The following is a 13,413-nucleotide window of genomic DNA, read 5'->3' as shown; positions in this document are numbered from 1 at the left end:
TGAATGAGTGTAAAGGAGACGGGATATTCGTGATACCTGCAGATTTCTTGATTATGGACGGCAGCGCCATGTTGGTGCGAGCGTTCTTCGCCAGCGCGGGCGGCCGATGGCCCCGGACGCAAGAGGGGCACCCGACAAACGCCCTGTTCGGATTTCTCAACCTGATGACCGGAGCACTGCAGCGCGTGCGGCCTTCCCACGCATGCGTGGCCTGGGACGTCTCACGCGATACGTTTCGACGCACCCTCTACGCTGCGTACAAAGGAACCCGCGCGGAGTTGCCGGAAGACCTGCACCCTCAGTTTTCACTGATGCAGAAACTGTTAAGCGATCTCGGCATCGCACAGGTTCGGCATGAAGCGTATGAAGCGGACGACCTCATGGGCACGCTCGCCGTCCGCGCGGCCGAAGCGGGCCTGAAGGTCCTGATTCTCACCGGTGATCACGATGCGCTCCAGTTGGTCGGTCCTGATGTGACCGTCGCCATCATGCGCCGGGGCATCACGGAAGTGGATCTGTATACACCGACCACCCTGGAAGAACGGTTTGGCCTCACCCCCGCGCAGTGGATAGATCTCAAGGCGCTGATGGGGGACCGCAGTGACAACATTCCCGGCGTTCCCGGCATCGGCCAGAAGACCGCGCTCAAACTGCTGTCAGAGCACCACACGCTCCAGCAGCTGTTGGCTGCAGCCCCTTCCCTTCCCGGAGCCGTGGGCCGAAGGCTGTGTGAACACCACGAGAGCGCTTTGCTGAGTCAACGGCTTGCCACCATCGTGACCGATGTTCCCATCGCGTTATCTCCGGCGGATTGTCGTCTGACCATGGACGTGGACGCGGCGGAAGCCACCTTGACCGCCTGGAAACTCCAGCGGTTCGTTGCGCCACTGCGCAGCTTGGCGTAAATCGGTTCTCGACGCGTCCCGACGAGCCCCTCAACCGGAAAGGAGGCTGTCCCTGTGCAACGGCATGACGAACCTCGACAGAACTTTCCCGGTATCCGAAACGGCGCCGGGCGCTGGTTGGGATTGATCATCCTCTCTGCACTCGCCGGGTTGGCCGCGTCTGCCGCAGAGCTTCCAGCCGCTTGGATGGTGGGCCCCATGCTGGTCAGCCTGGTCTTTTCCGTTTCGTCCCGCCGCCCCATTCGCCTGCCGAAACGTGTCTTTGCGGCCGCACAGACGGTCATCGGCGTGCTGATTGCGGGGACGTTTCGCCGAAGCGATATGCCATTGCTCGTCGCGCACTGGTACGCGGTGTTGCTGGTCAGTATCGGAACGCTGCTCGTCAGCGTGCTGATAGGGTTTTCCATGGCGCGGCGGCGCTTGATGGACCGCCCCACCGCATTTCTCGGCGTCATGCCCGGCGGAGCCTCGGGTATGGTTGCCATGAGTTCCGACATCGACGCTGATCCAAAAATGGTTGCTCTGATGCAATACGTTCGCCTGCTCACGGTCATCGTGAGCGCGTCATTGGTCACCAAATGGCTCGCGCCCGCATCCGTCATCGGTACGTCACAGGCCGGAGGCGCCCAAGTCCATGCTGGATGGCTCCAGGTGCTGTTATCGCTGTGCATCGGTGGCGTGGGATCGGTTTTGGGTCTGCGACTGCGTCTCCCGGCGGGCGCTCTGCTCGGATCCATGGCGCTGGGGCTCGTCGCCAACCTGAGCGGCGTGGTGGCAGTCTCGGTCCCCCCATTCCTCACCGCCATCGCGTACGGCGTGATGGGCATCTATGTGGGGTTGCTGTTTGACCGTGCATCCATCTTGCACGCGGGCCGGCTCCTGCCGACCATCGTATTGTCGAATGTCGCGTTGGTCATCGCCTGCGCCGCCATTGGCGGGGTGCTCACATGGCTGACGTCGGACTCCTTTCTGACCTGGTTCCTGGCCACCAGTCCGGGCGGCCTCGACTCCGTGACCCTCATGGCGCTCGGCAGCGGCGCCAATGTCGCCCTGGTCGTCTCTTTGCAAACCGTTCGCCTGTTCGCCATTGTGTTTCTGGGACCAGTGGTGGTCAAAAAGTTGAACTGACGCCAAGGTCCAGGGACCTCGTGTCTTCCTTGGCCTCTCTGCCCCACTCTCCCTCACCAACGGTGCATGCACGGCTGCTTCGGCAAAACAAGGGGCGGATTCTCCCATCGAGATCCGCCCGTTCTCACCTTTATTTTTCTTGGATTATTCCACGGTTTCGAGAAGCGCCATCACTTCGTCCACGTTGGCTGCCTGGAGCAGTCCCTGCCGGAATTCATCGTCAATCAACTTTCGGGAGAGCATCTGCAAAATCTTCAGATGCTCATTTCCCTCCGCTGTTTCCGGTACCGCCAACAGAAAGACCAAATGCGCAGGTTCTCCGTCCAAGCTGTTCCAGTCCACGCCCTCCGGCTTCTTGCCGAATGCCACGCTCGGCGTCTTGACGGCTGCGGACTTTCCGTGCGGAATCGCAATGCCAAAGCCAATGCCCGTGCTGCCCTCCTGTTCCCGCGCGAACACCGCGTCCAGGTAGGCGTCCTTGTCCAACAGACGCCCGTTGGCCGCCAGCACGTCCGCCATCTCCCGAAGGATTTCGTCCCGCGTGGAACCCTGCAGATGCAAATTCACCAATTCCCGACTCACCAAGTCTGTCAATTTCAACTCACGCCACTCCTTCTGTCTCTTCGTCTGCTGGAATTTCCTTCTTCAACAGATTGACAATCAATGCGGTGATCACAATCCCGACGAGAATGGCCACGAAGAACATTGGAACATTGTCCACAGCCCGCACCACAGCAACCACCGGACCGCCGTGCGGCACGTGGTCGGTGACGCCGGACAACATGGCGATGACACTGCCGCACATGGACCCAATCATGATGCTCGGTATGACGCGGAGCGGATCGGCGGCGGCGAACGGAATCGCACCTTCGGTAATTCCCACAAGGCCCATTGCAAACGCCGCTTTCCCCGCGTCGCGCTCATCCTTGGTGTACCGCCGGCGACCGATGAACGTCGCGAGCCCCATGCCGAGCGGCGGAATGCAGATGGCCACGGCAATCGGTCCCATGATGAAGTATTGTCCACTCTGAATCATCGCGGCCCCGAACAGGAACGCCACTTTATTGACCGGTCCCCCCATGTCGAACGAGATCATGGCGCCGAGAATCAGTGCCAGCACCACTTTGCTGGCTCCTTGCATGCTCTGCAGCCACGATTGCAGGTCGGAGAACACGATGGCAATCGGATGTCCAATGATCCAGATGAAGATGGCCGCCACCACCGCGCTCGACAGAATCGGGATGATGAGAATGGGCATGATGGGCTGAATCATCTGCGGCACTTTCCACGTCTTAATCCACTTTGCCACGTAACCAGCGAGAAAACCAGCGACAATCCCGCCGAGAAAGCCGGCGCCTGCGGTGCTTCCGTAGAAACTGCCGTTTGCGGCAATGTAGCCGCCAATCATACCCGGTACCAATCCGGGCCTATCCGCGATACTCACTGCGATGAAGCCCGCGAGAATGGGAACCATGAAGCTGAAAGACGCGGTGCCCACCTGCAGAACGTGATCCCAGAACGATCCGGGCGTCACCGCCATCCCATGCGCCGTCGGATGCCCGCCAAACCCGAGCGACAGCGCAATCAACAGCCCGCCCACGACGACGAACGGGATCATGTAGGAGACGCCGTTCATCAGGTGGCGATAGACCGGGTTTTGACGGGACTTGCGGGCCTGTTTGATCTCCTGTATCGTCTTCAACCGCGATCCGGCATCCGCCTGTCCCTGCCCGTAAACGGGCACGTCGCCCTCAGAAAACGCGCGGATCAGCTCTTCCGGCCGCCTGATGCCGTCCGAGACGGCGACTTCCAGCAAGCGCTTCCCCACAAAGCGGGACTTGTCCACCGTTTTGTCGGCGGCTATGATGATGCCGTCTGCCGCCGCAATCTCTTCGGCGGTCAACTCATTCTCCACCCCGATGGACCCCTGAGTTTCCACCTTCATGTCCACACCCATGGCCTCTGCAGCCTTGGACAGTTTCTCCGCCGCCATATACGTATGGGCAATGCCGTTGGGACACGATGTGACAGCCAACAATTTCATAGAAATCACCTGACCTCCCATTGTCTTTCTGCCACTGGAGAGTTTGCATAAAACGCTTTCAGGCACACTCCAATGATGGCTCAAAAAAAGCGCGGATTAAGTCACAATTTGTTGCCGGAAACTCCGGAAAAAGTGGACTTAATCGCACCCATGGAGGTCAGAGGTACCGCAGATCTTCCGGGGCGTCGGACAACCGGGCCAACTCGGAGAATAACGTTTTCCAGTTCTCCTGCACCTGCCGGTTCAGAGCCAGCATGAACACCGTGTGGACCGCTTCCCCGAACCAGTCGACCGGGTGGCGCAACCGGGCCATGGCGACGCACGGTTTCATCACCGATGCTGGATTGCCGTGCGGTAGGGCCAAACCACCGCCGATGGTGGTGGGAGAAACCTGTTCGCGGGCGAGGCATTCTGCGGCATACCCGGATTTGACATGTCCCGCATGCTCCAGCGCCTCGGCCATGCGCAAGATGATTTCGTCTTTTCCCGCAGCGTCCAGGTCAAACGTGAGCTCCCGGTTCAGGAGCGCGTTGAGCACCGGATACTTCGCCGCCCCGGACGGAACCGACACTGTGGACGCCGCCAGGAACTGCTGCAGTTGCGCCTGTTCGTCCGAGGTGAAGAACGGGGATACCACGAAGCAGGGAACGGTCAGATTGGGCAAGGGAACGGTCGTCACGAGGCAATCCGGGTGATGCTGTCGCAGCGCGCGCTGAGCCTCCGCCTCACCGACCACCCCGACGATTCGCAGTTCCGGAAACCGCTGTTCCAATTTCACGGCCAGCAGCTGGGCCATGCCGATGCCGAAGGAACACACCACAAGCACCCGCTTCGGCTGCGGACTCGCGGCGTTCATGCGTTCCCGCGATGCTTCGAAGTGCAGCACGAGATAGGCGATTTCATCCTCCGAAACGCCCATGGAATAGTCGGCGGCCAACGCTGGCAACAGGGACGCCAACAGATCAAACAGGTACGGAAATCGCCGTTTGATCTCCCGACAGAGTGGATTGTGCACCCCGAGGCCATGCTGCAGCCGATGCATGGCTGAGTACAGGTGAACGGATAAATTGGAATACAGCGCGCCATCCGTGGTGAACGGGTAGCCCGTCAATTCCTGCATGCGTTCGATGAGGGTTTCACAAAACGTCAAAACATGCGTAGGCACGGTGAAGCCGTCGGCCAAGCCATCGCCGTACCGGCGCTTGGCGCCGACCAGGTGCAGGGCGATGTACGCCACTTCGTGCGGCGGAAACGACACCGCGAAGGACTCTGACAAAGCCCGCGTCAACGCTTCCGCCTGTTGATACTCGGGCAACGACCGCAACGGCTCCACTTCCACGGCGGGCATCACGATGGCGCCTCCCTGCTTGATCCGGCGCACAGACACGAGGATGTGAATGACCAAATTCTGAAGCGCCTCTTCGGCGTAGGGTGGGTGTCCCTGATGGACTTCCAACTGATGGCGAACGAGGTTCACATCGTGCATCGGGAACAGTCCGTCGAGCGCCTTCGCCACTTCCGCCATCGCCAGACGGCGATTGCGCTCCGGTCCCACCACCTGCAGTCCCGTGTGCCGCTTGCGGAGCAGCGTCAATCCCCGCACGGCCAACCAAGCGCTCACCTCGTCCAACCTCGCTCGAACCGAGGGCCGGGAGAGATAAAACCGGGACGCCACGTCCTGAATCGTCACGGCGGCGGTCTGCTCCAGGAAGTACGCGCACATCTGCAGGTGCAGCCGCTCTGGCTCTACATCCAATCCGCGCGTCGCACCGCCTGTGTTCCGGGTCCGTTCCTTCAGATACGCGTCCATGGCCCATCGCGCTGCGGGGCCGGCCTGCACGCGGATACCCGCGTTCGGCTTGCGCTCGAGATGAGCGCCTTGCAATTGCAGCCACGACGCCAACGCGTGAAGGTCGCTGCGCACCGTGCGCTCGCTGCAGCCCAATTCCTCAGCCAAGCTGTGGACCGGGAGATATTCGGAGGTTTCATAGAGCAATCGCAACAATCGGATTTGTCGATCATTCAACGCTGTTTCACCGCTCCGTTCCGCCATCCATCCCTCTCATTCTACGGAATGGTGGAACGAAGTCAAAACCGTGCTCATACATCGGTGCTGGATACTTCAACGCGGCGCAGACAGTGGGGACATTCGGCGATGGGCAACCCGCTCTGGAGCTTCAAGGGACTGATGCGAAAGGACTCTTCACAATACGGGCAGACGCAATACGCCTCCTTTTCATTGACCATGTGATTGAAATCCCATTCCATCCAGGCTTCCTCCTTTTCTCGATTGTCCTGTATATTTATATTCTTAGACGATGCAACCGGTTTCCACGTTACACGCCGCAGAACAAAAATCCAGCCACACAAGTCAGTGTGAACTGGATTCGATGCCAAAATACAGTGGATAATGCCGTTTGCAGCCGGGATTGAACGCCGCATCGCACGCCGGGCAGCGATATCCGCACGCGAGGTACTCGCGGACGCTCAACTCGCGCCCGCAATGGCCGCACAGCACGGCGCGTTCATCGAAGCGCTCCTTCGGCCACGGCATAGCCTCGTGGTCCGCCGTTTCCGCGTGGCATTCGTAGCAAGGATAATACGTTCCACAACAGGCGAATTTGATGGCGATGATGTCGCGGTCAGTATGGTAATGCACGCAACGCGTCTCGCCGTCGACCAACCGCCCCGCCACGTCCACTCCGTGAATTTTCATACTCTCCGCTCCATTTCTACGCTCACTGGGCCCGCGCTTTCAAGACCGCCCGGACCTGGGCCGGAGACAGTCCGGCCGTCTTCCAGAGAACCAACAGGTGGTACAACAAGTCGGCGCTTTCGGCAGCCAACTCCGCCTGACCAGCGGCCGATTCGACGGCGTTCTTCGCAGCAATCACTGTTTCAACCGCCTCTTCGCCCAATTTTTTTGCGGCTTTGTCCACGCCCTGGGTGAACAGGTACGTCGTGTACGATCCGTTCGGCCGCTCCCGCCACCGGTGATCCACCACGCCCCACAGATCTGCGAGGGTGTCCAACAGCCCGGATATGGAATCGGCATCCCGATTGCCTTTCGAAGTCTCCACAGTCTCGCGGGAAGAAGATACAGCGTCCGCCGCGGGCGTTCTGCCCCCGGTCGCTTGCGGATTGGCCATGGATCCAGGCACATCCGCCACGCGGTCCACCTGCCGGTAGAAACACGTGTCCTCTCCCGTGTGGCACGCTGGGCCGTTCGGGAGGACCCGATACAGCACGGCGTCTCCGTCGCAGTCGACGCGGACCTCCACCACCTGTTGCGTATTGCCGCTGGTCGCGCCCTTGCGCCAGTACGCCTGTCTCGACCGACTCCAAAACCACGCCTGCCCGGTCGCGAGTGTTCGCTTCAACGCCTCCCGGTTGGCGTAGGCCAGCATGAGCACGCGCCCGTCCTCTGCATCCTGCACCACCACGGGCACCAGTCCGGTCGCCGCGTCGTAGCGCACCACGTCCAACGCTGCCGTCACCCCGCGTTCACCGCGCTCCATCGCACCGGGACTCCTTTCTGTCGCAAATACGATTTCACTTGGCCGATGGACGTCTCGGCGAAATGAAACACACTGGCCGCGAGCGCCGCGTCCGCCTTGCCGTCGGTTAACACCTGCCAGAAGTGCTCCTTCTTGCCGGCGCCGCCGCTGGCAATCACGGGCACATTGACCGCTTCCGAGACCAGGCGGGTGAGAATCAGGTCATACCCGTTCCGGGTGCCATCCTGTCGGAAGCTGGTGAGCAGAATTTCACCGGCGCCGAGTTCCGCCACGCGTTTCGCCCAGGTGATGACATCCATGCCGGTGCCCACCTTGCCGCCCTGAATCATGACTTCGTACTTCCCCATGTGCTGGTTCAGATTGGCGTCAATGGCCACCACCACGCACTGTTCTCCGAAGCGATGCGCCGCCTCCTTGATCAATTGCGGATTGCGCACGGCGCCCGTGTTCATGGAGACCTTGTCCGCGCCGGCCAGCAACAGGGCGCGCACGTCGTCCACAGTGGAGACGCCTCCCCCCACCGTCAGCGGAATATTGATGCGGTTCGCCACTTCCGACACCACGCGGTGTGTCGCCAAGCGCCCCTCTTCCGAAGCCGAGATGTCGAGCAGCACCAGCTCGTCCGCGCCTTCCCTAGAGTACTCCTCAGCCAGTTCAATCGGGTCTCCCGCGTCGCGACGGTTCTCCAAAAAGCCCACGTGCTTAACCACGCGTCCGTCCAACACATCAAAGCAGGGAATGATCCGTTTGGTCAACATGCCTGCCCCTCCTCCAAAGCCGCAATGGCTTCCCGAACCGACAGACGACCGTCGTAAATGGCGCGGCCGGCAATGGCGCCAGCCAAACCGGCGGCTTTCGCGGCCAACACGTCAGCCAGATTGCGAATGCCCCCGGACGCAATGGAGAGCAGCCCCGCCGCCTGCACCGCCTGGGTCAACACCAGGTTGGCCCCCTGCAGCGTGCCGTCCCTATCCACGTCGGTCACCAGCGCGTGCCTGGCACCTGCGGCCGCAAGCTGTTCGGCCAGCTTGACCAGCGGAATCTCCGTCTGATCCAGCCAACCATTGACGGCCAATTTTCCCTGACGACCGTCCAACCCAACCACCAGCGCGTCATGGCCCACGCTGGACACCACCTGGTTCACCCAGTCCGGCTGGCGCGCCGCGGTTCCCACCACGCAGCGGTGGACCCCGAGATCGAGCCAGCGACGCAGCGTATCGAGGTCGCGAATGCCGCCGCCCACCTGGACCGCCACTCCCGCAGCCCGGGCCACGCGCACCACTTCGGAGATGGCGGCCGTGTTGACAGGCTTGCCCACTTTGGCCGCGTCGAGGTCCACCACGTGCAGCCAGCGCGCCCCTTCCTGAATCCAGCGTTCCGCCATCGCCGCCGGGTTGTCTCCGTACTCGGTCTGCTGATTGTAATCGCCCTTCAGCAACCGAACACAGCGGCCATCCAAGATGTCAATCGCGGGAAACAAGTGAAATTCCGCCACCTGCATCGGGCCGTCCCTCCTCTCCATGGGCGGCGTACCAAGCCCGGCAGATCTCCACGAAATTGGCCAGAATCAATCCGCCGACACTGCCGCTCTTCTCCGGGTGAAACTGAACGCCGAAGGTGCTGCCTTTGGCCATCACGGCAGGAACCTGCGTATTGCCGTACTGCGCCGCTGCCAGAAGGTGCTCCGGTTCCTGCGGCACCGCGTAGTACGAGTGCACGAAGTACACGTAGTCGCCGCGGCGAACGCCCCGGAGCAGCGGGTGGTCCTTGACTACCGTCAAATCGTTCCAACCCATATGAGGTACCTTCACACTGTTCGGGAACCGCACCACCCGGCCGGGAAACACGCCGAGCCCCACGTTGCTGCCGTGCTCCTCGCTGATTGAGAACAACAGCTGCATGCCAAGACAAATGCCGAGCAGCGGACGCCCTTCGCGGATGGCTTGCCGCACCACGCCGAGCAGACCGGAAACCCGAAGTTGGAACATGGCGTCTCCAAACGCACCCACGCCAGGCAACAGGATGCCCGTCAAATCCTTTCGCTCGGCTGCGAGCGCTGTGTAAACCTCCCCTTTATCCACAACCACAGTATCCTCGCCGACCCGAGCAAACCCGCTGCGGACGCTGGATAGGTTGCCAATGCCCAAATCGAGAACCGCAATCACTCCAATACCCCTTTCGTGCTCGGCACGCCGCCCGCATCCGGCGCCACCGCTTCGCGAAGGGCGGCGGCCACCGCTTTGAACAGCGCCTCTGCCATATGATGGCTGTTTTCGCCGTACAGGATAGCCAAATGGAGTGCCATCCGGGCTTCATTCGCAAACGACTTGAAGAACTCGTGCACCAGTTCGGTCGGAAATGTGCCAATGCGCTCCGCCGGGATTTTCCCCTGCAGCACGAACGCCGGCCGCCCCGACAGATCCACCACCGCCCTCGCCAGCGTCTCGTCCATCGGCGTATGGCGCTCTCCATAGCGCCGAATGCCCGCCTTGTCTCCGAGGGCGCCATGCAGCGCGCGCCCCAGACACAGGCCGATGTCTTCGACCAGGTGATGGTCGTCCACGTCCACATCCCCCGTTGCGGTGATGGACAGGTTGAACCGTCCGTGTGCCGCAAACAGGTGCAGCATGTGCCGCAGGAAGGGCACGGGGAAGTCGAGGTTGGCTTCACCGCCGCCATCCAGGTCCAGGTTCAGCGAGATGGACGTCTCTCCCGTGGTTCGTTGCACCGCGAACTCCCGCTTCCGTTTTCCATCCATCACGGGCCTTCCTCCTCCTGTTCTCGAATCGCGACGGCCGCCGCGTGCGCCTGCAGCCCTTCCGCTTCCGCCAGCGCGCGAATGTCCGCCGCGTGCGCCCGAAGGGCCGCCGGCGTGTACTCCACCCACGACATGCGCCGGACAAAATCGTCCACGCCCAGTCCCGAGGCGAAGCGGGCCGTGCCAAAGGTGGGCAGCACGTGGTTGGTCCCCGCGTAGTAATCGCCCACCGGCTCCGGGGTGTGCGAACCGAGAAACACCGCGCCGGCCGTGTGCACCCGCGCCAACCACCGGTCGGGTTGTGCCACCAGCAGCTCCACGTGCTCCGGCGCCGCCCTGTTGACCACCGCGAGCGCCTCGTCCATGCTCTTCGCCACCACCACGGCGCCCCAGGCCTCCAGCGAAGCGGCCGCCACATCGCGGCGGGGCAGGGCCGCCAACTGCTGCGCCAGCGCTTTGTCCAACGCGTCCGCCAGAGGTTCATGCGTCGTCACGCAGACCGCGCCTGCGTCCGGATCGTGCTCCGCCTGAGCCAGCATGTCAGCCGCGACATAGGCCGGGTTGGCCGTTTCGTCCGCGACGATGAACACCTCGCTTGGCCCCGCGATGTTGTCAATCCCCACATCTCCGCTGACCCAGCGTTTCGCATGCGCCACATACGCGTTGCCCGGCCCGACAATCTTGTCCACTTTGCGAATGCTCTCCGTGCCGTACGCCAGCGCCGCGACCGCCTGAGCGCCGCCCATGCGGTACACCTCGTCTACGCCGAGCAGGTGCGCGGCCGCCAACACCAGCGGATGCGGCAATCCCGTGTCGGACTGCGGTGGCGACACCAGCACAATCTCCGGCACGCCCGCCACCTGCGCCGGAATGACGTTCATCAGCACGGTCGACGGGTACGCCGCGCGACCGCCCGGCGCATACACGCCGACGCGCTGCAGCGGTCGCCACACAAGCCCCAACCGCTCCCCATCCGTTCCGGTGCGTGTGATGTCCGACCGTTTCTGCAGTGCGTGAAAGTTCCGAATCCGATCCGCGGCGCGCTCCAAAGCTTCCCGAATCGCGGGAGCCAATGCCGCATACGCCGCGGCCATCGCATCGGGGGACACGCGAAGGGAGAAATCCGGGTTGGTTGCTCCGGCCACCCCATCATACTTCGCGGTGAACCGCCGAACCGCCGCATCACCCTCGACCCGAACCGCTTGAATCACCGCTCGCACCGCATCCTGGCGCGTCGTGTCCGCGCCCTGCGTGCGTTGCCATTGCCACTCGGACGCCGGCACGCGTTTCAGTCTCATGCCTTCCATCCTCCTTCCAGCGCTGTCTTCAAACCGCTGGTGATGCGATCTATGGCGGCTTTCTTCAGACGATAGCTCGAGCGATTGGCAATCAGCCGAGCGGAAACATCGAGCACTTCGTCGAACACCACCAGTCCATTCGCGGCCAGAGTGGCGCCGGTCTGGACCAGATCAAAAATTCTGTCGGCCAGGCCAATCACTGCGGCCAATTCGATGGACCCGGACAACCCCACCAATTCGACCGATTCTCCCTGGCTGCGAAAGTATTGATCCGCCAACCGGGGGTACTTGGTGGCCACGCGGCGCGGCCGCTTCTCCCGTTCCGCAGGCGGCCCGGCGACGCACAGCTTGCACGCCGCAGCCTGCAGGTCGAGCAATTCATAGACATCGCGCGGATTCTCATACAAGACGTCCTTGCCCACCACGCCGATGTCCGCCACGCCAAACGACACATACGTGGGAACGTCGGCCGGCTTGGCGAGCAGAAAGCGCACCGTGCCATACGTGTCCGACGGTTCCTCAAACACCAGGGCCCGACTCTCATCCAAATCTGTGGGAACCGGCAGCGCTGCGCGCTGCCACAGTGGCAGCACGCCCTCCATGGTCCGCCCTTTCGCAAACGCCACCGTAATCACCGCTCCGTCTCCTTTCCACCGGTTTCCGCGCCGAGCCAGCGTCCGTCGGTGAGCGCGGCGAGCAGCCGCTCCACCTCAAACGTGAACCCCACCGCCGGCGCCGGCGCGCCAAATCGGGCGAGCAGTTGGTCATACCGGCCGCCGAGCGCCACCGGCGCGCCGACTCCGGGCACGAACACCTCAAACACAATGCCCGTGTAATACGGCAAATTTCGCGTTAATGTGAAATCAAACGAGAGGTGATGCGTCAAGCCGCGCGCCTGCAGCATCTTCGCAAAGTCTGTCAATTCCGCCCAGAGCGTTCGCGCGAACTGCATCGCCCGCAGCCGCTGTGAATGATCTTCCACATCCGCCGCTGCCGACACACCCAGCGGATCGAGCAAGGATTCAATCGAGTCCGGCCGCAGAGGGGTGAGCCGGGCAAACCGCGACAGCATGTGGTCACCGGCCGCCTGGTCCACGTGGGCCTGACGAACCCCCACGTAATCCCCCCGCAGCAGACAGTCCATAATTCGCTCCCGAACGTCATCGGCCAGTCCTTGTGCAGCCAGCAGCGTTTCTGTCAGCTGCGCATGACTCACCACCATCTGCCAATCCTCCAACTCGAACAACCCCATGGCATGCTGGCAGAGCGCAATGATGTCCACGTCGGCCGCCCCGGCGGGCGGGCCAATCCACTCCACGCCGACCTGCGTGGATTCCGCCGCTTTGCCGCTGGCCCACGACAGTGACGCCGGGGCCGTGGACCTTCGAAACACCTTCTCAGCGTAGCACCAGCGCACTTCGGGCTGTCCATTGGCGATGAGGGGAGCGGCCATCCGCGCGATGGACGGCGTCATGTCCGGACGCAGCGCCACCATGCGGCCGTTGATATCGAACCACCGCATCCAGTCGTCCGCTTCCTCTGCGCGGCGTCCCCGCAGCAGCGTTTCCACATATTCAAACGCGCCACTCGATACCATCTGGTATCCGTGATTCTCGAAGAATTCCAATAACCTGGATTCCGTATCGCGCCGAACGCGCGCCTGTTCCGGATATACGTCGCGCATGCCCGCCGGTTGTTCGGCAAATCCGTGCGGCAGACCCCATGTCACGTTCCATCACGTCCCGATTCGTTGTTGTTCCCG

The 13,413-nt window shown here is 62.2% G+C and carries 13 protein-coding genes and 1 pseudogene; 2 read left to right on the top strand and 12 right to left on the bottom strand.

Annotation, left to right across the window (positions count from 1 at the left end; all coding sequences use genetic code 11):
• Positions 1 to 29: 29 nt before the first annotated feature.
• The gene (locus G463_RS18495; RefSeq protein WP_051321875.1) at positions 30 to 905 is read left to right on the top strand and encodes a 5'-3' exonuclease; all 876 of its coding nucleotides are present in this window, start codon (positions 30 to 32) and stop codon (positions 903 to 905) included.
• A 54-nt stretch (positions 906 to 959) separates the two neighbouring features.
• Positions 960 to 2,033 carry an AbrB family transcriptional regulator gene (locus tag G463_RS0103340; protein ID WP_051321874.1) on the top strand — a complete coding sequence of 358 codons (1,074 nt, stop codon included), beginning with the start codon at positions 960 to 962 and terminating at the stop codon, positions 2,031 to 2,033.
• A gap of 144 nt (positions 2,034 to 2,177) precedes the next feature.
• Here G463_RS0103340 and G463_RS0103330 read toward each other — a convergent pair.
• From G463_RS0103330 to G463_RS18480, 12 genes and pseudogenes are all read right to left on the bottom strand, one after another.
• Positions 2,178 to 4,077, bottom strand: a pseudogene (locus G463_RS0103330) (fructose-specific PTS transporter subunit EIIC).
• Positions 4,078 to 4,234: 157 nt separating this feature from the next.
• The gene (locus G463_RS0103325) at positions 4,235 to 6,130 is read right to left on the bottom strand and encodes a BglG family transcription antiterminator (protein ID WP_026974050.1); all 1,896 of its coding nucleotides are present in this window, start codon (positions 6,128 to 6,130) and stop codon (positions 4,235 to 4,237) included.
• Between the two features lie 47 nt (positions 6,131 to 6,177).
• The gene (locus G463_RS22740; protein WP_156900076.1) at positions 6,178 to 6,345 is read right to left on the bottom strand and encodes a hypothetical protein; all 168 of its coding nucleotides are present in this window, start codon (positions 6,343 to 6,345) and stop codon (positions 6,178 to 6,180) included.
• A 103-nt stretch (positions 6,346 to 6,448) separates the two neighbouring features.
• A complete protein-coding gene (locus G463_RS0103315) occupies positions 6,449 to 6,793 on the bottom strand; it encodes a CHY zinc finger protein (RefSeq protein ID WP_035485468.1) in 345 nt (114 codons plus the stop codon).
• A gap of 22 nt (positions 6,794 to 6,815) precedes the next feature.
• On the bottom strand, positions 6,816 to 7,595 hold the full coding sequence (hisIE, locus tag G463_RS0103310) for a bifunctional phosphoribosyl-AMP cyclohydrolase/phosphoribosyl-ATP diphosphatase HisIE (protein WP_051321873.1): 780 nt from the start codon (positions 7,593 to 7,595) through the stop codon (positions 6,816 to 6,818).
• Positions 7,571 to 8,353: an imidazole glycerol phosphate synthase subunit HisF gene (hisF, locus tag G463_RS0103305; protein WP_026974047.1), complete on the bottom strand. Its 783-nt coding sequence runs from the start codon at positions 8,351 to 8,353 to the stop codon at positions 7,571 to 7,573. The genes hisIE and hisF overlap by 25 nt, the downstream gene beginning before the upstream one ends.
• Positions 8,347 to 9,096 (bottom strand): 1-(5-phosphoribosyl)-5-[(5-phosphoribosylamino)methylideneamino]imidazole-4-carboxamide isomerase, encoded by a 750-nt coding sequence (gene hisA, locus G463_RS0103300; protein ID WP_026974046.1) that lies wholly within the window; start codon positions 9,094 to 9,096, stop codon positions 8,347 to 8,349. Before hisA ends, hisF begins: the two co-directional genes overlap by 7 nt.
• A complete protein-coding gene (hisH, locus tag G463_RS18490) occupies positions 9,059 to 9,760 on the bottom strand; it encodes an imidazole glycerol phosphate synthase subunit HisH (protein WP_051321872.1) in 702 nt (233 codons plus the stop codon). The genes hisA and hisH overlap by 38 nt, the downstream gene beginning before the upstream one ends.
• Positions 9,757 to 10,353, bottom strand: coding sequence for an imidazoleglycerol-phosphate dehydratase HisB (gene hisB, locus G463_RS0103290; protein WP_035485525.1), 597 nt, complete (start codon positions 10,351 to 10,353; stop codon positions 9,757 to 9,759). The genes hisH and hisB overlap by 4 nt, the downstream gene beginning before the upstream one ends.
• The gene (hisD, locus tag G463_RS0103285; protein ID WP_035485466.1) at positions 10,353 to 11,651 is read right to left on the bottom strand and encodes a histidinol dehydrogenase; all 1,299 of its coding nucleotides are present in this window, start codon (positions 11,649 to 11,651) and stop codon (positions 10,353 to 10,355) included. The genes hisB and hisD overlap by 1 nt, the downstream gene beginning before the upstream one ends.
• A complete protein-coding gene (gene hisG, locus G463_RS18485) occupies positions 11,648 to 12,286 on the bottom strand; it encodes an ATP phosphoribosyltransferase (RefSeq protein WP_035485464.1) in 639 nt (212 codons plus the stop codon). Before hisG ends, hisD begins: the two co-directional genes overlap by 4 nt.
• Complete coding sequence (locus G463_RS18480) at positions 12,283 to 13,380, bottom strand: ATP phosphoribosyltransferase regulatory subunit (RefSeq protein ID WP_051321871.1); 1,098 nt, start codon at positions 13,378 to 13,380, stop codon at positions 12,283 to 12,285. Before G463_RS18480 ends, hisG begins: the two co-directional genes overlap by 4 nt.
• Positions 13,381 to 13,413 lie beyond the last annotated feature (33 nt).

Source organism: Alicyclobacillus contaminans DSM 17975, from assembly GCF_000429525.1.
In the GTDB taxonomy this organism is placed as follows: domain Bacteria; phylum Bacillota; class Bacilli; order Alicyclobacillales; family Alicyclobacillaceae; genus Alicyclobacillus_A; species Alicyclobacillus_A contaminans.
This window is presented reverse-complemented; position numbering and strand designations above follow the sequence as displayed.